We start from the raw sequence: 23,622 nt of genomic DNA, 5'->3' as shown, positions 1-23,622 counted from the left end.
AACGAGTGGTTGTTCCACTAAACTTCCCCAAAAAACTATTTATTTACGTCAACAGGTGAGCATTCAATCCTGAAACATGCTCCTTGTTTTTGTTCTACATAGCGCAACTTGGCCCGATTGGCCTCGCAGAAACTATGTGATAAGTATAATCCTAAACCAGTTCCACTAATTTCGGTACTAAAAAATGGTTGAAACAGGTAGCGAATATCATGTGAAGCCACGCCGCTGCCATAATCTTTGACATCCATATAGACCGTGTCCTGCTGGCGATAAAGTTGCAGTTCAATCGGATGATCCGGCGCATTGTGGCGCTGGGCATTACGGATCAGGTTAATCAGCACCTGACGCAGCTGGGATTCATCAAACAGAATCTGCAGAGGTTCGGGCTGGCTGACCTGAATCTGGCTGGCCAGATCGGCCAGATCATCCTGGATCAGCTGCGGAATAAAACGCGCCAGATCAATCTGCACCGGTGTGGTTTCCTTATTTTTCACCATGCTCAGGGTGTCATCAATGATCTTGTCAATGCGCTGCGACTGCTTGTCAATCATCTGGCTCAGCATCTGCTGCTGATCGGTATCGCTGCCAGCCAGCAGGCGATTGGCCTGGACAATGGCCGCCAGCGGATTACGGATTTCATGGGCAATACTGGCCGAAAGCTGGCCCAGTGCTGCCAGTTTCAGTTGCTGCACACGCTGGTTGATTTGCCGTGCATCCTGCAGCACCAGCAAGGTTAAGGTCTGCTGCGGCACCACCAGCTTTTGTACCTGAATCTGGATCAGGAAATGACTGAGCTGCGATTCAAACTGGAATTTTTCGCCGTTAGAGAGCTGGTCAAACTGCAATAATTGAAATAGGTCGGGCTGTACTTTATACAGCGGATATTTGTCAAAAGCATACAGTGGATTGATGCCGAGCAAATGGCAGGCGGCCGGATTACTGACCATAATATGGCAGTTTTCATCCAGCACCAGATAGCCCATATCGGTCTGTTCCAGAATATAGCGGTTAATATTCTTCAGCCGGTTCAGTTCCAGTGACTGGGAAAAGTTCAGGTGTTCCAGAATCTGGAAACGGCGGACGGCAATCTGGCCAAAACGGTAAATAATAAAAAACAGGAACGAGAGCAGGGCACTTTGCCCGATGCGATCCAGAGAGGAAAAATCCAGTAATGTGCCAACAAAATGCTGATAGGTGACACAAATCATTGCCACCAGGGTAATGAACAGCGCCTTGCTTTTTTCCAGCAATAACGTCGCGGCGAAAATCGCAATCACAAACAGCAGGCTTAAATGCAGGCTCGGTCCATCCAGCGCAAAGGTCAGGCTGCTGAGCACCAGTACATCAACACTGAAAATCAGCGTGAGTTGTAACGGAATCCTGTGCCGGACATAGCGAAAATACAGCAGCTGGGCACAGCTAAAAATAAAATACAGCACCAGACTGGCGGCATACAGCCGTGGATGCTGATAATCATGATTGAGAGTTTGAGTGGTGAGTAAATAAATCAGCAGCAAACAGAAGGCAATTATCAGCCGATACGCCCCGTACCATAGCCCGAGATGGTACTGGTTCAGTTCAGCTTGCGTACGGCGGATATCCATGAGGCTTAAACCGCTTAAGGTTTAATTAATCCGTAGCGAATGGCCAGATGGGTCAGTTTGACATCACTGTCGATATTCAGTTTTTCAAAAATACGGTAGCGATAGGTGTTTACGGTTTTCACGCTGACGAACAGCTTGTCAGCAATTTCCTGCGCGCTAATACAGTTCACTACCATCATTGCCACCTGCATTTCACGTTCCGACAGGCTGTCGAACGGTGATTGCTGGGTGTCTGACAGGTAGGAACTGGCCAGTTGCTCGGCAATATCGGCACTAAAATATTTACCGCCCTGCATGACTTTTTTAATGGCACGCACCATTTCCGAGACAGGTGCACCTTTGGTGATATAGCCTTTGGCACCGGCTTTGAGTAATAAAGAAGGATAGGGTTCTTCGGCCAGACCACTGACCGCCAATACCTTGGTTTCCGGGGCCGTCTGTAATAAACGGCGCGTGGTTTCCACCCCGCCAATGCCCGGCATGTTCACGTCAAGCAGGACCACATTGGGATGATGCTGGCGCACCAGATTAATGGCTTCTTCCCCAGATTCAGCTTGTCCAATGACCTGAACATCGGTGTGGTCTTCGAGCATACGGCAGATGCCGGTACGAACCAATTCATGATCATCTACCACTAAAACTGTGATCACCTAGACTCTCCCTCTCACTAAAATCATCTTTTTTGTTACATATAGCAAAATTAGCTTGCAATCAACTGACAAAATTGGCCATCCTATTCTTAACCTAAAGTGAAAAATTCTGCACAATGTCGGAGGCTAAAATTGGTTCCGTGCTGTGTTGTAAATGTAAGGCATATTTGAGGTAATACGCAAATGTATCTTACCTCCCTGAGTTGAGTAAGCAATAGTGAAAAATTCTAAGAAGTTATTAATGCATGTGCTGGGAGCATCGGTTCTGCTCGGCATGAGTTCAGTCAGTACTGCTGAAATCGTCATGAACCCTTCCTCGGGGAGTAACGCCCAGGCAACGCTAAGCTGGTCATCTGAAGAAGCCAACCAGCTGCTGAATGGCGATGTGATGACCACCGCCACGACTTCTGTGACCGAGCAGGTGGTGGAACCATCACCACAAGGCTCAACCAAAATTACCACCACGGTCCGCAGTTCCAGTACACCGGCGCCCGCCAGCACGGTTAGCAGAACCAGCCCGATTCTGGATACCGCATCCTATAGCAACCAGCCCACTGTGAATGCACGTGCCGCACTGGTGATGGATGCCAATACTGGTGAAGTGCTGTACAGTAAAAATACCAATACCGCGTTGCCGATTGCTTCAATTACCAAAGTCATGACTGCGGTAGTGACGGCAGATGCGCGTTTAAATATGTCCGAGCAAATTACCTTGCAGCAGATTGATTTTGCCGGTGCCGCAGGCAAGAACTCGAGTTCGACCCTGCGCGTGGGCGACAAGATGAACCGTGCTGAAGCCTTATTATTTGCCTTAATGAAATCAGAAAACCCGGCCGCAGCAGCACTGGCGCGTACCTATCCAGGTGGACGCAGTGCATTTGTAGCCGCAATGAACAACAAAGCGCGTGAACTGGGTATGCATTCGACCCGCTTTACCGAATCGACCGGTTTGGACCCGCGCAATGTATCATCGGCACGTGATTTAGGCATTCTGGTCAGTACCGCCTCTCAGTATGGTCTGATCCGCCAGTTTTCGACCACACCAAGCTATGACTTTAACCTGGGCTATCGGGTGCTGAAATCGAACAATACCAATTCGCTGGTGCGTAATGGCGGCTGGAATATCAACCTGTCCAAAACCGGCTTTATTAATGAAGCAGGGCGTTGTCTGGTGATGCACACCACTTTAAATTCACGTCCGGCGGTGGTGATTATTTTAGGGGCCAGCAATACCCAGGCGCGTAATAACGATGCCACTCGTTTAATGTCCTGGACCAGCCAGTTACCAAAACGGATTTAAGCTGAATTGTTCTGTACGAAATCGTGCAGAACTTAAAACCTCAGCCATAAAAAAATCCCTGCATGAGCAGGGATTTTTGTTTCAAACCGGAATTATTGATCCATGTTTGAAAGGATAGAATCACGAACCTGATCCATGGTAGCGTCAATCGACAGCATCACCGCATCCTGGCACTGTTTCATTGCAGTGTCTGGGTCTTTCAGACCGTTACCAGTAACAGTACATACAATTACTGAACCTTCTGCAATTTTACCGGCTTTAATGTCACGCATCGCGCCGCCAATGGATGCTGCAGATGCAGGCTCAACAAATACGCCTTCGTACATGGACAGCATGCGCTGAGCTTCCAGAATTTCCGCATCGGTCAGTTCATCGAACCAGCCTTGTGAATCACGAACTACAGCTTTAGCATGGTTCCAGCTTTGCGGGTTACCAATACGGATTGCAGTGGCTACAGTTTCCGGGTTTTCAACTGGCGCACCACGTAAGAATGGCGCAGCGCCAGAGGCTTGATAACCGACCATAACTGGTAAACCTTCCGGTTTTGGACCAGTAAAGGCATCCGTTGTCGCATCATAAACCACTTGTTCAAACTGGTCTGCAGGCTGGTTAGCCACAGCTTCGGTATAACCCATCCAGTGTGCAGTAATATTGCCCGCGTTACCAACTGGCAGGCAGTGGTAGTCTGGGGCACGGCCGAGTTCATCCACGATTTCGTAGGCAATGGTCTTTTGACCTTGCAGACGGTACGGGTTGATCGAGTTTACGATGGTTACAGGAGCCTGATCGGCCACTTCTTTCACCAGACGCATACCATCGTCAAAGTTACCGCGAATCTGCATGGTGATGGCACCGTACATCATGGCCTGTGCCATTTTACCCATGGCAATTTTGCCTTCAGGAATCAAGACAAACGCTTTGATACCAGCACGCGCTGCATAGGCTGCTGCCGCTGCAGAAGTGTTACCGGTAGAGGCACAGATAATGGCTTTTGAACCTTCTTCAACCGCTTTGGTTACGGCCATGGTCATACCACGGTCTTTAAATGAACCTGTCGGGTTTAAGCCTTCATACTTCACATAAATTTCAACGTTCTTGCCAATAATACGTGGAATGTTCTCAAGCTTGATTAGCGGGGTATTCCCTTCACCGAGAGAGATTGCACGTGTAGTTGCAGACACTGGTAAACGGTCACGATAACGGTCAACTAAACCAGTATAACGATTGGCATTCGACATGATGATGTTCCAATTGTGTGTAGAGCTTGGCAAGGGGAAATATTCCCCTTGACCCGATTAATTATCAAGCGATTCTAAACGAATTCGTACAATTTCGCCATGAATCACAGGCAAAGCTTGAATTTGTTGTAACGCTTCATCCATTTTTGATTCCTGAACTGGGTCAGTCAGAATCACGATAGGAATAAGGTCTTTTAAGCGAGATTGCTGCATGATGGCATCAATACTGATACCGGCACGGCTTAAAATAGTGGTGACATCGGCCAGTACACCGGTCTGGTCTTCGGCATTAATGCGAATATAGTAACCCGTGGTCATCTGTTCACGGCTTAAAATTGGCAAGTCGGTTAAGGCTTCGAAGGCCAGTTGCGGAATTGTCCCTGCACCGTCTTCGGTATAGGAGATGTCACGGACAATATCGACCACGTCAGCAACCACTGCTGAAGCGGTTGGGCCTGCACCGGCACCGGCGCCATAATACAGGGTTGGACCCACTGCATTGGCCTGCACCAGCACCGCATTTTTCACGCCATTCACATTGGCAATCAGTTCTTCTTCAGGAATTAAGGTTGGATGCACACGCAATTCAATACCGGCATCGGTACGGCGTGCAATCCCTAAATGCTTGATGCGGAAACCTAAATCTTCGGCATATTTGACATCTTGCGCGGTAATTTTGCTAATGCCTTCGGTATACACCTTGTCAAATTGCAGCGGAATACCAAATGCACATGAGGCTAAGATAGTCAGCTTGTGTGCTGCATCAATACCTTCAACGTCGAAGGTTGGATCGGCTTCGGCATAACCCAGTTCTTGCGCTTCTTTCAGCACATCGGCAAAGGCACGGCCTTTTTCACGCATTTCGCTTAAGATGAAGTTACCGGTACCGTTAATGATACCTGCCAGCCATTCAATCTTGTTCGCGGCCAGACCTTCACGGATCACCTTGATGATTGGAATACCACCAGCTACCGCAGCTTCATAGGCGATCTGAACGGCATGATCATCCGCGGCTTTAAACAGTTCGTTGCCGTGTTCAGCCAGCAAGGCCTTGTTTGCGGTGACAATATGTTTGCCGTGTTTCATCGCTTCCATAATGACTTCATATGCAGGATGAATCCCACCCATGACTTCAACCACGACATCTACATCCGGTTGACGGACAATGTCCAATAAGTCAGAGCTTTGCTTGACCGATTCAGGTAAGTTTAAGTCAGGACGCGGACGACGTGTTCCCACATAAGTGATTTCAATTTCACGACCGGTGCGACGTTTAATCTCAGCAGCATTTTCTTTTAATAGTTTAAGGGCACCACCACCCACAGTACCAAGACCGAGGATTGCCAGACGAACTGGTTTCACGTCACACTCCATATTTAATCAATTTTAAGCGAGCTTAGATCATAGCTAAAAAAAGCTGAAGACTCTAGCGTAGAAATCACTTTCTCTTGATCTATAAAAAACAGTAATTTAACCCATTAAAATTAGTTATTTAAACGCTTCAGCAATTCGCTTGGCGACAGATAACCACCAAGGTAAACCCCGTCTGCACTATAGATTGCCGGGGTACCGTTCACCCCAATATTCAGACCCAGCTGATAGTGTTCACGTACTGGCGTTTTGCAGCTGGCAGCAGGCAGTTCAGCACCGGCAATGGCCTGATCAAAGGCCGCATGGCGGTCTTGGCTACACCAGACGCTTTCCATGGCCGGAATAAACTGTTCGCCACGTGGCCAGGCAATATAGCGTACTTCAATGCCTTTGCTGTTCAGCTCATCCATATGTTCATGTAGCTTGTGGCAGTATGGACAGCTGACATCGGTAAACACATAAATGATGTGTTTGGTTTCACCCTTGGCTTTATAGATCAGCAGGTCCTGCTCTTTCAGGCTGGCAAAAATCTGTTTATTGGTGCCGGCTTGCAGGCTCTCACCGACGTTATGTAGCTGTTTGTCGCCTAAACGGATCACATCACCCTGGAAAATGTATTTGCCATCGCTGGTGGCATAGACCGCAGACATGCCTTCCAGGCTGACCCAGTACAGATTCGGGACTTCCGTGGTTTTGACTTCAGTGATTTTGGCCTGAATGCCAGCAGTTTTAAAATGCTGTTCCAGGGTTTTGACCAGACGCTGCTGGGCATTACGTTCAGAAAGGGTAGAGGCTTCCCCGGTTGCCGGTGCACTGGCCGTAAGCGTGGTTTGTTTTTTCTCATCATTATTGCTCGAGCACGCCGTCAGGCCCAGGCCTGCAGCAAGTGTCATGGCCATTACAATTTTCACGCGGGTAAATGTCATTGCTAACCCTTTTCTTATCGATATAAAAACAAGGAGGCTAGCATAACAAAAAAAAATGACCGATCGAAAACTTCTTGGTCGTATTTTGGCAGTGCGGTTAAGCGCGAGGATGATGGGTCGCATGCAGCTGCTGCATGCGAATCTGCGCGACATGGGTATAAATTTGTGTGGTCGACAGGTCGCTATGCCCCAGCAGCATTTGCACCACGCGCAGGTCTGCGCCATGATTGAGCAGATGCGTGGCAAAGGCGTGGCGCAAGGTATGCGGTGATAATTCGGCCTGAATTCCGGCCTGTAGCGCATAGCGTTTAATCGCATACCAGAAGTTCTGCCGGCTCATGATGCCGCCATGCTGAGTCAGGAATAAATAATCGGTGCTGGTTTTATACAGCTGCGGCCGCGCCTCTTGCAGATAGTGTTCTACCCATTCACAAGCGACCTGGCCCAAAGGTACCAGACGTTCTTTATTGCCTTTGCCGACAATGCGCAAATAACCCTGTTTCAGGTTAATCAGCTCCAGACGTAAATTCAGCAATTCAGACACCCGTAACCCACAGGCATACAGCACTTCAAACATCGCCCGATCGCGCAGACCCAGTGCTGTATGGACATCCGGTGCCTGAATTAGCGCTTCGACATCGGCTTCAGACAGATCTTTGGGCAAGGCCCGGCCCAGTTTTGGGGTTTTATGTGCGGCGACCGGATTGTCGGCGCGCAGTTTCTGTTCACGCAGAAATTTATAAAAAGCCCTTAAGGCCGATAGGCAGCGGGCAATCGAACGTGGGCTTTTTTGCTGTTTGGTCAATTCAATCAGGACATCGGAAATATCATCATGACTCCAGTCCAGCATCGAACTGGGCACGCAGGCACTGCATAACATTAAGTCGGACAAATAGGCATTGCGGGTATGTGGACTGACGGTTTGTGCTACTAGATGATCGCGAAAGCCCTGCAAATAGCTTAAATGTTCCGGAATGGTGACAGGTGCAGGAATGCGGGGCTTTTTATTGAGCATGTGGATCACTTTAATTTAAGAATTCGATCAAGATCATTGGAATTCTCCAATGTAGAGTAATTTTTCCGGGCTGTCGATGTGATATAAGAACGGAAACGTAATCAATCCTTATTTGTTAATTATTCTCATTTGTTTGTATACTATTTAAAAGAGCTTAGGAATTTCACAGTGCGTTTATCAGAGTTAAAGGTAAAGCAGACGGCCATTATCCGCCAGATTATCCGGCAGGATGAGGGGGGCGAGTCACACAATGACTTGGTGGCCAGCCGTCTGGAAACATTGGGGTTTGTGCCGGGCACGCGCGTTCAGGTCATTACCAAAGGTGTTTTTGGCGGGGACCCGATTCTGATTCAGGTCGGTTTTACCCGTTTTGCCTTACGCAAAAATGAAGCAGAGAAAATTGAAATTGAAGATGGAGTCACTACATGAGTGATGCCTTACGTATTGCCCTTGTAGGGAATCCTAACTGCGGTAAAACCTCATTATTCAACCATTTAACTGGTACACGCCAGAAAGTTGCCAACTATGCCGGCGTAACGGTCGAACGTAAAGTCGGTCATTTTAATTTACCTTCAGGCAAGCCGGTACGGGTGCTGGATTTACCTGGCACTTATAGCTTGAATGCTGCCAGCCCGGACGAAGCCATTACCCGTGATGTGGTACAGGGCAAACTGGCAGAAGAAGGCCAGCAGGATGCTTTCCTGTGTGTGGTTGATGCCACCAATCTGAAGCTGCATCTGGGTCTGGTACTGGAAATGATTGAACTGGGTCGTCCAATGTTGCTGGTGCTGAACATGATGGACGAAGCGCGTCGTCGTGGCATGCAGATCAACACCCAGAAACTGTCTGAGCGCCTCGGTGTGCCGGTGGTAGAAACCGTGGCCGTGCGCCGTTCCGGGATTGAAAACCTGATGAATGCGCTGGATCAGGGTAAATATGCGCTGCCACATACCGAATTGACCGGTCTGAAAGGCGATGCCCATCAGAAGGTCGAAACCCTGCTGAATGATGTGGTGCAATACGTCGATCAGGAAGATAAACGTTCCGATTTCCTCGATAAGGTGTTCCTGCATCCGGTGCTGGGTCTGGTCAGTCTGGCAGTCATGATGTTTATCATTTTCCAGGCGGTCTTTGCCTGGGCAGCCCCGTTTATGGACGGGATTGAAACCTTCTTTGGCTGGCTGGGTGAAGTGATTGGTGGCAGTATTGCTCATCCTTTACTGAACAGTCTGGTGGTGGACGGGATTATTGCCGGCGCCGGTGGTGTGGTGGTGTTCCTGCCGCAAATTCTGATTCTGTTCTTCTTTATTCTGATGCTGGAAGAATCCGGTTATTTACCGCGCGCTGCATTCTTGCTGGATAAACTGATGTTTAAAGCCGGTTTAAGTGGCCGTGCCTTTATTCCGTTACTGTCCAGCTTTGCCTGCGCGATTCCGGGGATTATGGCAACGCGCAGTATCAGCGACCCGCGTGACCGTTTAACCACTATTTTTGTGGCACCGCTGATGACCTGTTCCGCGCGTTTACCGGTGTATGCGCTGTTAATTGCCGCCTTTATTCCGGAACAAACGGTATGGGGCCTGTTTAACCTGCAGGGTCTGGTGCTGTTTGCGCTGTATATGGCTGGTATTTTAAGTGCGCTAGGCGTGTCTTTTGTGCTGAAGTTTTTCCAGAAAGACAAGTCCGATCACATGCTGTTGATGGAACTGCCAAGTTACCGTTTCCCGGACATCAAAAACGTCTGGATTGGTTTGCTGGATCGCGCCCGAATCTTCCTGAAACGGGTCGGTGGCATCATCTTTGCCCTGTCGATTCTGCTCTGGTTCCTGTGTACCTTCCCGCAGCCGCCAGAAGGCGCGACCATGCCGGCGATTGATTATACCTTTGCCGGGATGCTGGGCCATATCATGCAGCCAATTTTTGCCCCACTGGGCTTTAACTGGCAGATCTGTATTGCCTTGATTCCAGCAATGGCAGCCCGTGAAGTGGTGGTGGCTGCACTGGGTACCATTTACGCCCTGTCAGGGGACGAAGATGCCATGGCCGATGGTCTGGCCAGCATCATCAGCAGCGGTGGTGACTTGGGCTGGTCATTGGCGACCGGTTTATCGCTACTGGTCTGGTTTATTTATGCACCGCACTGTCTGGCGACGCTGGCCACGGTACGCCGTGAAACGGCATCGTGGAAAACAGTGGGCTTTATGACCGTGTATCTGTTTGGTCTGGCCTATTTGATGTCATTCCTGACCTATCAGATTGCATCCAACCTGTTGGCTTAAGCCGAAACAAAAAAAGGAGACTGAAATGATTGAAGTATTGATTGTGGCGGTATTGGTGATGTGGAGCACGCTGGTGGTCTTCAAAAAGGTATTCCCGAAGACTTCAAATTCAGTCTTTCTGAAGTTGTCGGATGCCTGTACGGCAAAAGGCTGGCACACGCTGGGCAAATGGTTCAGACCGAAAATGGCTGCCGGTTGTGGCGGTGGCTGTGATTGTCCGGTGTCGGAGCAGGCCAGCAAGAAAACTGAAGTACAAGGGGTCAAGTGGAAGTAAGCCCTTGAGCGTCAAAAAAGCCGTCATCTCTATGACGGCTTTTTTACGCACTGACACAAAATTTTTTCCAGAAACTGCAAACAGAAAAAGCATTCAAAACCCCAAAGTGCTAACATTTCCGCAGTTTAAAATCCAAATCATTGATGGAGCTCAAATGTTAATACAACGCGGTGGATTAAAAGTTGTGGCAGGTCTTGGCATTTCAGGTGTTGCAGCAGTCAACTTCTTGCATGATCAGGGCTACCGCGTTGCCGTAACAGACTCTCGAGCGACACCCCCCGGTTATGACCAGATTCCGGCCGAGGTTCAGACCAGTTTTGGCCAGTTTGACCAGGAACTGCTGTTGTCTGCTGAAGAAATTATCATCAGTCCGGGGCTTGATCCAAAACTGCCAGAAATTCAGACGGCAATAGCGCAGGGCATTCCGGTGGTCAGTGAAATCCAGATTTTGCGCCGTGCCACTGACAAGCCAATTGTGGCCATTACCGGTTCCAATGCCAAAAGTACTGTAACCACACTAATTGGCCTGATGGCTGCCGATGCTGGCAAGAAGGTCGCGGTTGGGGGTAATCTGGGCCGTCCGGCGCTGGATTTAACCAAAGATGATCCGGAGCTGTATATTCTGGAACTTTCCAGCTTTCAGTTAGAAACCACCTCAAACCTGAATGCTGAAGTGGCGGTGGTGCTGAACATGAGTGAAGACCATCTGGACCGTCATGGTGACATGCTCGGTTATCACACCGCCAAACATCGTATTTTTCAGGGCGTGAAACAGGTGGTATATAACCGTGATGATGCACTGACCCGTCCGCTGGTGCCAGATACCACCCCTATGCAGAGCTTTGGCCTGAACGCACCAGATATCAACCAGTTCGGTATTTTAAAAGAAACAGATGGCACCATTTGGCTGGCGCGTGGCCGTGAACGTCTGCTGAAAAGCAGCGACATGTATATTCAGGGTACGCATAATATTGCCAATGCCTTGGCCTGTCTGGCGCTGGGTGAAGCGATTGGCCTGCCGATGGACAGTATGCTGAACACTTTAAAAAGCTTTAAAGGTCTGGAGCATCGCTGTGAATTCGTCAAAGAGGTCGCAGGCGTGCGTTATTATAATGACTCCAAAGGCACCAATATTGGCGCTACCCTCGCGGCACTAGAAGGTTTGGGTGCAGCAATTCAGCCGCATGGCGGTCAGGTGGCCATTATTTTAGGTGGGCAGGGCAAAGGCCAGGACTTTAAGGCACTGCGTCAGGCGCTCAGTCAATATGCCAAACTGGCAGTGTTGATTGGTGAAGATGCCGCGCTGATTGAAGCGGCGGTACAGGGCACTACCACGCTGCTCCATGCCGACAGTCTGCAACAGGCGGTCACACTGTGCCAGCAGCATACCCAGCCGCAGGATGTCGTGTTATTGTCACCTGCATGTGCAAGTTTTGATATGTTCTCGGGCTATCCGGAACGTGGTCGTCAGTTCGTGACTTATGTCAACGAACTTGGTCAAGAATAATAAGGATTTGGGATATGGCTGGCTTTGCTCAGACAACGATCAATAAAATCACTCAGGTCTATGAGCGCTGGTTACCGCGGTTACCGGCCGAAGTGAATGTACGCAATGTGCTCATTTTTAGCGTATTGGCCTTGCTCTGTATCGGCTCGATTATGGTGGCGTCTGCCTCAATGCCCTATGCCGAGCGTATGCATGAAAATGCCTTCCATTATGTACTGCGGCATGGTATTTCAATTGCGGTAGCGCTAATTGCCGCCTATACCGTGTATAAAGTTCCCTTAAACCTCTGGTTCAATAACACCTTCTTTTTATGGATTATTACCATTGCCTTGCTGATTGCGGTACTGGTGGTCGGTACCGAAGTCAATGGTTCCAAACGCTGGATTCGGGTGGCCGGGTTTACCTTGCAGGCTTCAGAAGTGGCCAAGGTGATGATGGCGATTTTTACCGCCGACTACGTGGTACGTCGTGCCGAAGAAGTGCGTAATAATATTAAAGGTCTGGTACGGCTGGCAGTGATTATGGCGGCGACTGTGGGCCTGATTATGGCAGAACCGGATTTGGGTGCGACTGTGGTGATTGCGTTGACCATGCTCGGGGTGTTCTTCCTGGCCGGTGCACCACTGATTCAGTTCGGGATTGCCTTGGGTGCGATGCTGGGTGCGTTTACCTTCCTGGTGGTGTTTGAGCCCTACCGTTTTGAACGTTTAATGTCTTTCTCTAACCCGTGGAATGATCCGCTCGGGGCCGGTTATCAGCTGTCAAATGCCTTAATGGCTTTTGGCCGGGGTGAATGGGCCGGGGTGGGGTTGGGGCATAGTATCCAGAAAATGTCCTATCTGCCGGAAGCGCATACCGACTTTATGCTGGCCGTTTTAGGCGAAGAATTTGGCTTTTTTGGCATTCTGGTGGTGCTGAGCCTGTCTTTCACCATGCTGGTCTGCTGTATTCGCATTGGTCATCGTGCCTTGCGTCATCAGTACTTGCGTGCCGGTTATCTGGCCTATGGCATCAGCATCATCTTCCTGTTACAGATTCTGGTGAATGCCGGCATGAATATGGGCATGTTGCCGACCAAAGGATTGACCCTGCCATTTATCAGTTATGGGGGTTCATCGCTAATTATGTGTGCGGTGATGGTCAGTCTGATTTTAAAGATTGAAAGTACTACCCAGCAAACCAATCCAAGCCGTGAGGAATCAAGCTTCTAGATTACTCTGCTGAAATGGATCTAGCTGAGCATGGTGCAACACCGTGCTTGGCATTTCTGTTTTACAGTTCAGACATTTGACAAAGCTGCCTTTGGCTTTGGACAGCGGAATTAAAGGAATAAAAAATAAGGAAAAATAATTGCGCTGCTGCTTCAGTTCATAACTGGTGCGGGTACGACAGACCGGACAGACAAACTGGTTTTTCTCCAGCACTTTGGTTTTTGGACCAATCCCAAAAATAAAAAACATAGTAATCCCATTTTACAGTTATTTTTTTCTAGATTAGCGCAAATTGTGTAGTTATGCGTAGCTGCCCTGTAGCTGAGTTGTATGTGGAATGGCCTCAATTGACCACTGGGCAATGGCCTGCTGCAGCATACGTGCCGGGGTGTCTAAAACTACCGGAGGTTGATGCAAGGCCATGAGCGCCTGTTGTAACAGCAGAGGAGCCTGATTTAAATCCAGCGGCTGAGCCAGGTTCTGCTTGGAGAGTTTTTGCCCCTGATCATTCATGGCCAGCGGCAAATGCAGATAGTGCAGTTCTGGATAGCCCAGCACCCGTCCAAGCCAGATCTGTCGTTCAGTATTGTCCAAGAGGTCGGCGCCGCGGACCACATCGGTAATGCCTTGCAGATAGTCATCGACCACCACGGCCAGTTGATAGTTAATAATCCCGTCACGGCGTTTTAAGACAAAATCACCCAAATCATGTTGCAGGTTGGAGCAATGCCGGCCCTGCAAGCGGTCTTCAAAGCAAATGTCTGTATCGGTCACTTTCAGGCGGATGGCCTGCTGTGCAAAGGGGAGTTGCAGATTGCGGCAGGTGCCAGCATAAATATGATTGGAACCGAGCATTTTACGCGTGCATTGGCAGGCATAGACCCAGTCTTGCTCGGCGAGTTGCTCAAGAACATCTTCGTAAATGGGCAAACGGTCTTTTTGAAACAGAAACTCACCATCTGGCTCGAATTGAAAGGCATCTAGAGAACGCAGGATATGCGTTTCACTGCCAGGATAAATACGGGGAATGTCAGTGTCTTCAATACGGACCAGCCAGCGCCCATGCTGGGCCTTGGCATCGCAATAACTGGCCACCGCGGTAATGAGTGAACCAAAATGCAAAGGGCCGGTTGGCGATGGTGCAAACCGGCCCACGTAATTCTCTTCAGCTTTCCCTCCCTTTATCAAAGGGAGGGGCAGGGAGGGATTACGAATAGACATGCTTAACCGTTATTTTGCTTCTCTTTGATTTCTGCCAAAGTTTTGCAGTCAATACACAAAGTCGCAGTTGGACGCGCTTCTAAACGGCGTAAACCAATTTCGATTCCGCAGGTTTCACAGAAACCGTAGTCATCGTTTTTAATGGCTTCAATGGATTGTTCAATTTTACGGATCAGTTTGCGTTCACGGTCACGGGTACGTAACTCGATGGCAAACTCTTCTTCCTGAGTGGCGCGGTCGTTTACGTCAGGCAATGCAGTATTTTCATCTTGCATTGTGTTTAGCGTACGATCAACTTCAGACATCAGCTCGGCTTTCCAGGCCAAGAGAATCTGACGGAAGTGCTCAAGCTGGCCCTCAGACATATATTCTTCATTTTTTTTCGGCTGATAAGGCTCAATACCAAATAAGCTAGCAGTAGAACCACCTTCTGACGCCTTTGGCTTTGTCTTACGCACGCGCTTTGTAGATTTTTCCTCTACAACATCTGTTTGTTCGTCCAAGACTTGATTTTGGTTGTCATTCGCCATGTAGGGCATTCCTCATCATATACGTATTATCTATACGCAAAAAATATGGTGATATGCAAGTGTTTTTATCCACTCCCAAGGAGAAGATTATCCCTTCGGGGGTCGTCATCATATAGACTTTTTATGTATATTGATAGTCTTTGATGTTTGGATTTCGTCGTATCACGTTTTCCTTCGCAGCCATAACTTAAAGCAAAAAGAATAAAATGAAAAGTTAATAACCTGAAATTTCATTATTTATTTGACCGACCAAATTTTCAACACGATGCACCTGTGTGTCGAACTCGCCATTGTCCTTTAAATGCAAGACCCGATAGCCCGGTGCTTCCTGTCCCAGGGCAAAATCATCACTGTGTGGTTTAAACTGCACTGAAGTCGAAGGCGTTGAATAAAAAGGAATATTGTTCCAGATGTTCAGTGAATCCTGATGCACGTGGCCAAATAAAACCGCTTTAATATTCTGGTGCTTGACCATCACTTCAGTCAGATCGGCGGTATTTTTCAGTTTATGCTGATCGACCCAATGCGACTGCATGGCAAAAGGATGATGATGACAGGCCAGAATCACATGCTGGCCGGCATGTTCGGTTAACAGCTGGTCCAGTTGCGCGAGCTGAGAGGGTTCAATCCGGCCATCAATCTGATTCTTGACCGCACTGTTCAGCAGCATGATGGTCCAGCGACCCAAATGAATGGCATGTACCCGGTTTTGCTGCTGGTGAAACGGAAAATACTCCACTTCATCATGATTGCCCGGAATCTGATAAAACGGAATATTTAGGCGGTGCATAAATGCCAGATAGCGCGCATAGGTCGCCGGCACTGGCACCTGTGCCAGATCCCCGGTATGAACAATGGCATCCAGCTCAGGATAACGTTGCTGAATATCACGCATGATGCCATGAAAGCTGTGTTCCGGATTCATCTGCACAAATTTAAGGTCTTCCTGATCCATTAAATGTGTGTCTGAAATCTGGACGATGGTCCAGCTTTGTGTATTTTTGCTTATAAAAGTCATGCCTGACCCCTTAGACATTCCTTATGGTTTAATTTGTTGTTGTAACCATTGCAGGGCGATGATCAGCGGCGCATTCCTGAGCCGACCATTGGCCAATAAGATCGGTAAGTGCTCATACTCAAAAATATGCAATTGAATATTTTCGCCTTCCTCACTAAGACCAAACACACCGCCTTGTTCAGGCAAATTTACTTTCGCACTATATAAATGAAAGATTTCCGCACAAGCTCCTGCAGAAGGATAGAAGGTAAACAGATGCTGCAGTTCTTCAACTTCGCAGCCTGATTCTTCTAGGGTTTCACGGCGAATGCAGCTTTCCGGTGATTCATCACCATCGAGTACGCCCGCAATGACTTCGAGTTGCCAGGGAGAATCCTGATCATCCATTGCCCCAATACGAAATTGTTCTATTAATGCAAATTTATGTTTTTTTTCATCATATAACAATACACCGGCTGCCTCCGGGCGTTGAATCAACTCCCGATGAATGACCGGTGTATAGTGGTTTTGATTAAACAGGCGATGGCTCAGACTGACTTTTTCAACCTGAATAAAGCCACGAAACAAGAATTCACGCTGTTGAATGCGCAGTTCATTTCGACCATAGGTCGCCTGTTTAAGTATTTCCATAAAACATCATACGGATGAAGAACATCAGTTTTCATCCTAACTGAGATTAAATGGAACACAAACTCTTTTTCGATAGTTTAGACGTCGTGGTACAATTTTTGACCAGTCTGCTGATAGGTCTCCTTCATGGCTTTGAGACCTTCCGCAACCTCTGTGTCGCTTTGCATGGCTTCTTTAGCAAGATTCTGATTTTGCGCATAATCTCTCACATTTTGGGTGATTTTCATGGAGCAGAATTTCGGTCCACACATCGAACAGAAGTGCGCCGATTTGTGTGCTTCTTTCGGCAAGGTTTCATCATGCATACTGCGCGCCGTATCCGGGTCCAGACTCAGGTTAAACTGATCTTCCCAGCGGAATTCAAAGCGGGCTTTGGACAGGGCATTGTCACGCGCCTGCGCACCCGGATGGCCTTTGGCCAGATCGGCGGCATGTGCAGCAATCTTGTAGGTGATAATACCGTCTTTAACATCTTTCTTGTTCGGCAGACCTAAATGCTCTTTTGGCGTCACATAGCACAGCATGGCCGTGCCATACCAGCCAATCATGGCGGCCCCAATGGCCGAGGTAATATGGTCATAGCCCGGTGCAATATCGGTGGTTAGCGGACCAAGGGTATAGAACGGCGCCTCTTTGCAGACTTCCAGTTGCAGATCCATATTTTCCTTGATCATATGCATTGGCACATGGCCCGGGCCTTCAATCATCACCTGCACATCATGTTCCCAGGCGCGATGCGTTAACTCGCCCAAGGTGCGAAGTTCGCTGAATTGTGCTTCATCATTGGCATCCTGGATACAGCCCGGACGCAGGCCATCGCCCAGACTGAACGACACGTCATAGGCTTTCATGATTTCGCAGATTTCATCGAAGTGGGTATACAGGAAGTTTTCTTCATGATGCGCCAGACACCACTGTGCCATGATTGAACCACCACGTGACACAATACCGGTGAGGCGGTTGGCGGTCAGCGGTACATAACGCAGCAGTACCCCAGCATGAATGGTGAAGTAGTCCACACCTTGTTCGGCCTGTTCAATCAGGGTGTCTTTAAAGATTTCCCAGGTCAGGTCTTCTGCTACGCCGTTAACTTTTTCCAGCGCCTGATAAATTGGCACGGTACCAATTGGCACGGGTGAGTTACGGATAATCCATTCACGGGTTTCATGAATATTTTTCCCGGTCGATAAATCCATGATGGTGTCGGCGCCCCAGCGGGTGGCCCAGGTCATTTTTGCCACTTCTTCGGCAATGTCGGAACCCAGCGCCGAGTTACCAATATTGGCATTAATTTTCACCAGGAAATTACGGCCAATAATCATCGGCTCAATTTCAGGGTGGTTAATGTTGGCGGGAATAATGGCGCGGCCGGCAGCGACTTCCTGACGTACAAATTCTGGGGTAATTTCACGCAGATTTTGTGCGCCAAAGTTTTGTCCCGGATGCTGGCGCATATCGACGCCTTGCTGCTGGCGCAGGTTTTCACGGATGGCGATGTATTCCATTTCCGGAGTAATAATGCCCTGTTTGGCATAGTGCATTTGGGTCACGTTATGCCCGCGTTTGGCCCGGCGCGGTTTCTGGATATGGGCAAAACGGATGTCGGCGGTGCGGATGTCACGCAGGCGTTCCTGACCGAATTTAGAACTGAGCTGATCCAGAATTTCTGTATCGTTACGCTCTTCAATCCAGCGTTCACGCACATTCGGTAAACCCTGGTTCAGATCAATATTGACTTCCGGGTCGGTGTAAACGCCAGAGGTGTCATAGACCATTACCGGCGGATTGTGTTCACCGCCTAAACTGGTTGGGGTCTCGGTCAGTTCAATCTGGCGCATCGGGACACGGATATCCTCACGTGAGCCCTGGATATAGACTTTGCTCGAAGCGGGTAAAATACGGGTGAGGTCTTTGGCATCTTGCTCGTGTTGAGCAGAAATAGCCTCGGAAGAAAGATTCGTTAATTGGTTCATACCATGATCCTTATGAAGAGCATCAACGAATCAAGCACGACCAAAACGAAACGGATTTATCCTGAATAATAAATCGAAACTTAAGGTTTAGTTGCGCTTGATTCCTACGCAGGTGTTAACCTGATCAGGTTCAACGGTACTTGTGCTTAATCATCTATACGGTTAGACAATTACACAATCTCAGCGAGGATTTACTCGCGCTCCGTCAAGCTGCTTAAATCTTAACAGGTTGGCTTAAAAAGGCCAGTGATAAAACTGCCAAATTGGTGGGTGGCTTAGTTATTCTGATAAGGCATACAGACCGCATCGCTAAAACAGTCACGGGTCGGACTTAAGCCGTTTAGCGGTAAATCCAGATAATGGGACAGCTGCTTTAGCGCCAGGGTGTTGGCACGTTCATTGTTTTGTTCTTGTGCGGTCAGGCTGACTGGAATACGGTTACGCCGTTCCTGTGGCGACATCTGTACAAAGCTGCGGAATTTACGCGCCTGATCTGCCAGTCGTGACTGCTCCAGCTTGGCCAGCTTTTCAATTTCATACCAGACACTGGGCTGAATCGCATATTCTGCTTCATAGCTGTCTGAAACCGGGGTATTTAAGGTGCCTTTAAACAGGAACATACGATAGACCTGATCCAGATAACGCGCATCGCGGATATAATTGCTGTCAGGATAGTTTTTGACATAATCTTCCCAGAACAGGGCGCGACGCACCACTTCCTGGGCATCAATGGTCAGGCCGCCATCACGAATCGGACGCTGCATATTCTGTTCGGCCAGATTTTCAATAAAAATCCGTTCGGCATCGGGCAGATAAGGCGCAAAAATACGAGCCAGGTACTGCGGATTACGCCGATAGACCAGTTGCCCTTCACCGGCATCATACAGGTCGACATAGGCCTGACCTTTGTGTTTCAGCAGATACTGGTCGCGTAAGGCAAACTGTTCGAAATGGCTTTGCTGAATGGTGGGATGCTGGGCCAGATCAAAGGCATACTGATCAAAAGCGGTCTGCTGCTGGGCGGTACGTTCGACTTTCAGAAAATTCTGGTACATCTGGGCAGACAGTTCCAGCAGATGCTGCTGGTCGGGGAAATCCATTAGTGGCAAACAGACTTTTAAATCCTGGTTAATCTGTTCCAGGGCAAAGGTGGTGCGCTGCTGGTTAATCTCGCGCATTTCCTGTTCAATACCGCGGCAGATCGACTTTAAATCGACCGCCTGTTCAGCCACAGCCTGCTTCGGCTTCTGTTCAATGACCACAGGAGGTTCTGGCCTTTGACACGCGGTCAAAACCATTGCAGAACATAAACTGAGCAGTAAAGTACGCCAGCGGGGAGAAATAAGCTTCACGATAACCCAATTAAAAAAGCAGCAAAAAAATAACAAGTGCGGAATGTATGGCGCTATTGTAACCAGCTTCGGGCCGGTGAATTGTAGCGTTGTGCTGAAGTTTGGTTACATGGCTGTGAGTGCGCTCCTGGCTCAACTCAACTGGACAGCTTGCTGCTTGAATTAAAGCGGTAAAATATAAAAAAATAATCAAAAACATACGAAAAAAATGCGATAAATCGCTACTATGGAGCAAATTGAGTCAATGCTTGACTGAGACATGGCCATTTTGGCGAGATGAGTTAAACGAATAAAATGAAGAAAAAAATATGTGTATTGGGCCTGCTGTTGTTTAGCCCTTGGGCGCAAGCCTTGGATCTGGTCGAGGCCTATGAGCGTGCCAAAGCCACCGACCCGAACTGGCAGGCCAATCTGTTGCAATATGAAGCCGATCAACTGAATTTAGGCATTGCCAAAGGCAATTTGCTGCCGACCGTGACTGTGTCTGGCAATATCACCCGGCGCAGTCAGGACGCCAATGCTGCGACAATTCCAGGTTTTCCAGTCAGCTCTGAAAGCCTGTCGCCTTCAGCAACCACCACCCGTCAGGTGAGTGTCACTGCACGCCAGCCTTTATTCCGCTGGGATGCCTGGGAAGGCCTAAAACAGGTCAAAACCTCACTCAGTCTCAGTGAAGTCACCTTAAGACTGCAAAAGCAGGAGCATATCTTAAATGTGGCCGAAGCCTATTTTAATGTGCTACGTCAGCAGTCTTTAACCACCGCCTATTTACAGGAAGAGCAGGCGCTGCTGGAACAGCTGAACATGATGAATGCCAAGCTGCGTGAAGGACTGGTTGCGCGCAGTGATGTCAGCGAAGCCGAGGCGCAATATCAAAATGCCAAGGCCAACCGGATTGCTACCCATGTGCAGCTGGTGCTGGCACAGGAACAACTGGCGCAGCTGATCGGGCCATATCGTGAAAATCTGGCGGTACTGCGAGATGACTTTCAGTTCCAAAAGCCTTATCCGGCCAGTTTAGAGGCATGGACCGAGCTGGCACAAAGTCAGAACCTGTCCATTTTACAGGCCCGCTTGCAGCAGCGTTATGCCGAAGACCAGAAACGGGTGGAGCAGGCCGCGCGTTATCCGCAAATTGAAGCGGTCGGTACTTATGGCTATAACAAGCAGACGCCACAAAGCCTGATTTCTCAGGATGGTCAGTTTGATCAGGTCGGCATTGAAATGAACTGGAGTGTGTTTACCGGCGGCCGTACCCAGCGCAATATCCAGAAAGCAGCAGTGAATGTCGATAAAGCCGAAGCCGAGCTGGATGCGGCCATCCGTAAAGCCAATACCGATGTAAAAAGTGCCTATTTGCAGGTGGAAACCGATCAATCCAAGTTACAGGCACGACAGGCGGCCATGCAATCGGCAGAACTGGTATCGCGCGCATCGCGTGCCCAATATAATGAAGGCCTAAAAACCATGGTCGATGTCCTGCTGGCCCAGCGTAATGCTTTTTCGGCCAAGCAGGACTATTTGAATGCCAAATATGATTATCTGATTAATATACTTCGCCTCAGGGCGTCGGTGGGGCAACTCAGTGAAAAAGATCTGGCCGAGATGAACTTGTGGTTAATAGAAAAACCTTAAATTTCAATAAAATAAAATGATGCAATCGGGCACTTGTTTAAATTGTCATAAAAGCTTAATGTTTAATGTGATTTAATAATCAATGATCAAATAAGTCCGTTATTACTGCATTGGAGTACATCTCTTGAGTCCAAATAATCCTGTGTTAAATCACCATATTTCTTCTCAATTTAATGAAGATCTACAGGATGTCAATACAAAATTCATGACCATGGGTGGCTTGGTAGAACAGCAGGTGGCCAATGCGATTCATGCATTGCTGGACACAGATGCCGCGATGGCAATAGAGGTGCAATTTCAGGACAATGCGGTGAACCGTCTGGAAACTGAAATTGATGAAGCATTAACCCTGATTTTGGCGCGCCGTCATCCTGCAGCAATTGACCTGCGCATGGTGATTGCCATGAGCAAGGCCAATACCGACCTGGAACGTATTGGTGATGAAGCGGCTAAAATTGCCCGGATTGCACAAAGCTTGTGTGAAGAAGGTGGCTCGCCGCGCGGTTATATGGAAACCCGTCATATTGGCAACCAGGTGCGAGTCATGATTCATGATGCGCTGGATGCTTTTGCCCGTTTAGATGTCGATCAGGCTTTACGCGTACTGCTGGCCGATGCCGATATCGACCGTGAATACCAGTCGGCCACCCGGACTTTAATGACCTATATGATTGAAGATCCACGTCATATTTCCCGCGTCATCAATGTAATGTGGGTACTGCGTTCCCTAGAGCGGATTGGTGACCATGCGCGTAATATTTCCGAGCAAGTGATTTATATGGTCAAAGGTCTGGATGTGCGTCATACCAGCATGGAAGAAATTGAACAGAAAGTTCAAGAACGCTAAGTTTGAATACCATAAAAAAGCCTGAAATAATTTTCAGGCTTTTTTTATGGATTACGCAAAAAATGGATAAAAAAAATCCCAGATTTTGGGGGAAATCTGAGATCGAAATCGGGGATATTTATATCTATTATAAGAGATGCTTCCATCTCCTTGATTGCTATTATAGGAAGATGGTGGGCGGAAATCTTTAAGCTTATTGTAGTCTAATGTTGAGTTTTATGAACAAATGTATCGGCCAGTTACAATACTAATCGGTTAAATAGGTTAATTTTAATCTAAATTATAAACCCCTGATTTTGGTGAAGTAAAACTTTATAGTTATCCAGATACACTATCAATTCAACAAAAACAGATCACCTCAACGCTCGCTGAAAATAGGGAGCTCGCGGCTGGAAAAGAACAGAGTTCATCTACTTTTCAGTGCCAAGCCTGAAATGGGTGAATGAAGAGGGATTCATTTTTTATCGATGAAATTTTTGTGGATTAAAGGCTAAAAGCATCTTCCGAGATAGAACTCTATGTGCAGTGATTGATCTTGGGTTTGGATAGAGCAAAAGAAAAGCTCCATTTCTGGAGCCTTTCAAATTTAAGCCTACGCGCTTCGCTTATCTTACGTAATTTTTACAACCGTGCATAAAAAAATCCCCAAAAAATGGAGATTCTTTTTGCATGAAAGTCTACGCGGACTTCGCCCTTGTCTTGCGAAAAACTTAAAGCAGCGCTTTCTTTTTTACTCGAAGCACAGCTTCTCGTCTTGCGGCGTGGCGGAGCAGTATCGAGTATAAAAAAAGGAGCCTCTTCAGACTCCTTTGAGACATTTGAACAAAACTAAGAGCGCATTCTCGCTCTTTTAAGGGCGAGTTAGCTCTTTTTTAATGACATGGACTTTTTAGCATTTTTTTCTGACGTTGGTATTCTTTGTTCTTCAATGTATTTTTTCACTACATCCAAACTTGCGCCACCACAGGATACAGCGCAGTAACTAGGCGACCAAAAGTGATTGCCCCATAGTTTTTCCTTAACTTCATCCCAAAATGAACG

The 23,622-nt window shown here is 48.1% G+C and carries 22 protein-coding genes and 1 riboswitch; of the genes, 8 read left to right on the top strand and 14 right to left on the bottom strand.

Going from position 1 to position 23,622, the window contains the following annotated elements; translation table 11 throughout:
- Positions 1 to 35: 35 nt before the first annotated feature.
- Positions 36 to 1,604: a PAS domain-containing sensor histidine kinase gene (locus FTT63_RS07415; protein WP_104489117.1), complete on the bottom strand. Its 1,569-nt coding sequence runs from the start codon at positions 1,602 to 1,604 to the stop codon at positions 36 to 38.
- Positions 1,605 to 1,618: 14 nt separating this feature from the next.
- Positions 1,619 to 2,254 (bottom strand): response regulator, encoded by a 636-nt coding sequence (locus FTT63_RS07410; protein ID WP_005181577.1) that lies wholly within the window; start codon positions 2,252 to 2,254, stop codon positions 1,619 to 1,621.
- 217 nt (positions 2,255 to 2,471) lie between these two features.
- Between FTT63_RS07410 and FTT63_RS07405 the strand changes: the two genes are divergently transcribed.
- Positions 2,472 to 3,554 carry a serine hydrolase gene (locus tag FTT63_RS07405; protein WP_127799456.1) on the top strand — a complete coding sequence of 361 codons (1,083 nt, stop codon included), beginning with the start codon at positions 2,472 to 2,474 and terminating at the stop codon, positions 3,552 to 3,554.
- 92 nt (positions 3,555 to 3,646) lie between these two features.
- Here FTT63_RS07405 and thrC read toward each other — a convergent pair whose 3' ends face one another.
- From thrC to xerD, 4 genes are all read right to left on the bottom strand, one after another.
- Positions 3,647 to 4,792, bottom strand: a complete 1,146-nt coding sequence (gene thrC / locus FTT63_RS07400) for a threonine synthase (protein ID WP_152342164.1) — start codon at positions 4,790 to 4,792, stop codon at positions 3,647 to 3,649.
- Between the two features lie 57 nt (positions 4,793 to 4,849).
- On the bottom strand, positions 4,850 to 6,154 hold the full coding sequence (locus tag FTT63_RS07395) for a homoserine dehydrogenase (RefSeq protein WP_171499819.1): 1,305 nt from the start codon (positions 6,152 to 6,154) through the stop codon (positions 4,850 to 4,852).
- Positions 6,155 to 6,276: 122 nt separating this feature from the next.
- Positions 6,277 to 7,089: a DsbC family protein gene (locus FTT63_RS07390; RefSeq protein ID WP_152342166.1), complete on the bottom strand. Its 813-nt coding sequence runs from the start codon at positions 7,087 to 7,089 to the stop codon at positions 6,277 to 6,279.
- A 97-nt stretch (positions 7,090 to 7,186) separates the two neighbouring features.
- The gene (gene xerD, locus FTT63_RS07385; protein WP_152342167.1) at positions 7,187 to 8,104 is read right to left on the bottom strand and encodes a site-specific tyrosine recombinase XerD; all 918 of its coding nucleotides are present in this window, start codon (positions 8,102 to 8,104) and stop codon (positions 7,187 to 7,189) included.
- Positions 8,105 to 8,272: 168 nt separating this feature from the next.
- Here xerD and FTT63_RS07380 point away from each other — a divergent pair, with 168 nt between their 5' ends.
- The 5 genes from FTT63_RS07380 to ftsW all read left to right on the top strand — a co-directional run bounded on the left by FTT63_RS07380 (position 8,273) and on the right by ftsW (position 13,375).
- Positions 8,273 to 8,533 (top strand): FeoA family protein, encoded by a 261-nt coding sequence (locus FTT63_RS07380; protein WP_005181588.1) that lies wholly within the window; start codon positions 8,273 to 8,275, stop codon positions 8,531 to 8,533.
- Entirely contained in the window at positions 8,530 to 10,383 is a 1,854-nt protein-coding gene (locus FTT63_RS07375) for a ferrous iron transporter B (RefSeq protein WP_005181591.1), read from the top strand. The genes FTT63_RS07380 and FTT63_RS07375 overlap by 4 nt, the downstream gene beginning before the upstream one ends.
- Before the next feature lie 25 nt (positions 10,384 to 10,408).
- Positions 10,409 to 10,657, top strand: coding sequence for a DUF6587 family protein (locus tag FTT63_RS07370; RefSeq protein WP_016659699.1), 249 nt, complete (start codon positions 10,409 to 10,411; stop codon positions 10,655 to 10,657).
- A gap of 154 nt (positions 10,658 to 10,811) precedes the next feature.
- A complete protein-coding gene (gene murD, locus FTT63_RS07365; protein ID WP_127801563.1) occupies positions 10,812 to 12,164 on the top strand; it encodes a UDP-N-acetylmuramoyl-L-alanine--D-glutamate ligase in 1,353 nt (450 codons plus the stop codon).
- Between the two features lie 14 nt (positions 12,165 to 12,178).
- Positions 12,179 to 13,375: a putative lipid II flippase FtsW gene (gene ftsW / locus FTT63_RS07360; RefSeq protein WP_127801564.1), complete on the top strand. Its 1,197-nt coding sequence runs from the start codon at positions 12,179 to 12,181 to the stop codon at positions 13,373 to 13,375.
- Here ftsW and FTT63_RS07355 read toward each other — a convergent pair.
- The 7 genes from FTT63_RS07355 to FTT63_RS07325 all read right to left on the bottom strand — a co-directional run bounded on the left by FTT63_RS07355 (position 13,364) and on the right by FTT63_RS07325 (position 20,045).
- Positions 13,364 to 13,624, bottom strand: coding sequence for a zinc-ribbon domain-containing protein (locus FTT63_RS07355; RefSeq protein WP_127801565.1), 261 nt, complete (start codon positions 13,622 to 13,624; stop codon positions 13,364 to 13,366). The two genes, ftsW and FTT63_RS07355, sit on opposite strands and share 12 nt — an antisense overlap.
- Before the next feature lie 51 nt (positions 13,625 to 13,675).
- Complete coding sequence (gene gluQRS / locus FTT63_RS07350; RefSeq protein ID WP_127801566.1) at positions 13,676 to 14,596, bottom strand: tRNA glutamyl-Q(34) synthetase GluQRS; 921 nt, start codon at positions 14,594 to 14,596, stop codon at positions 13,676 to 13,678.
- A 2-nt stretch (positions 14,597 to 14,598) separates the two neighbouring features.
- Positions 14,599 to 15,126: an RNA polymerase-binding protein DksA gene (gene dksA, locus FTT63_RS07345; protein ID WP_016659695.1), complete on the bottom strand. Its 528-nt coding sequence runs from the start codon at positions 15,124 to 15,126 to the stop codon at positions 14,599 to 14,601.
- Between the two features lie 214 nt (positions 15,127 to 15,340).
- Positions 15,341 to 16,144 carry a metallophosphoesterase gene (locus tag FTT63_RS07340; protein WP_104989208.1) on the bottom strand — a complete coding sequence of 268 codons (804 nt, stop codon included), beginning with the start codon at positions 16,142 to 16,144 and terminating at the stop codon, positions 15,341 to 15,343.
- A gap of 21 nt (positions 16,145 to 16,165) precedes the next feature.
- Entirely contained in the window at positions 16,166 to 16,774 is a 609-nt protein-coding gene (locus FTT63_RS07335) for an NUDIX domain-containing protein (RefSeq protein WP_005181612.1), read from the bottom strand.
- A 77-nt stretch (positions 16,775 to 16,851) separates the two neighbouring features.
- Complete coding sequence (gene thiC, locus FTT63_RS07330) at positions 16,852 to 18,747, bottom strand: phosphomethylpyrimidine synthase ThiC (RefSeq protein WP_005181616.1); 1,896 nt, start codon at positions 18,745 to 18,747, stop codon at positions 16,852 to 16,854.
- 84 nt (positions 18,748 to 18,831) lie between these two features.
- Positions 18,832 to 18,962: riboswitch (TPP riboswitch) on the bottom strand.
- 60 nt (positions 18,963 to 19,022) lie between these two features.
- On the bottom strand, positions 19,023 to 20,045 hold the full coding sequence (locus FTT63_RS07325; RefSeq protein ID WP_171526572.1) for a hypothetical protein: 1,023 nt from the start codon (positions 20,043 to 20,045) through the stop codon (positions 19,023 to 19,025).
- Positions 20,046 to 20,393: 348 nt separating this feature from the next.
- On the opposite strand from FTT63_RS07325, the gene FTT63_RS07320 reads away from it, so the two are divergent.
- Together FTT63_RS07320 and phoU are read left to right on the top strand one after the other, a co-directional pair.
- On the top strand, positions 20,394 to 21,734 hold the full coding sequence (locus FTT63_RS07320) for a TolC family outer membrane protein (RefSeq protein WP_152342169.1): 1,341 nt from the start codon (positions 20,394 to 20,396) through the stop codon (positions 21,732 to 21,734).
- Positions 21,735 to 21,858: 124 nt separating this feature from the next.
- Complete coding sequence (phoU, locus tag FTT63_RS07315; RefSeq protein WP_005181619.1) at positions 21,859 to 22,581, top strand: phosphate signaling complex protein PhoU; 723 nt, start codon at positions 21,859 to 21,861, stop codon at positions 22,579 to 22,581.
- 861 nt (positions 22,582 to 23,442) lie between these two features.
- On the opposite strand, the gene FTT63_RS07310 is transcribed toward phoU, so the two are convergent.
- The coding region (locus FTT63_RS07310) for a transposase (protein ID WP_171293499.1) at positions 23,443 to 23,622 on the bottom strand (180 nt) is incomplete at its 5' end.

The organism is Acinetobacter sp. C15 (assembly GCF_013420645.1).
Classification (GTDB): Bacteria; Pseudomonadota; Gammaproteobacteria; order Pseudomonadales; family Moraxellaceae; genus Acinetobacter; species Acinetobacter indicus.
This window is presented reverse-complemented; position numbering and strand designations above follow the sequence as displayed.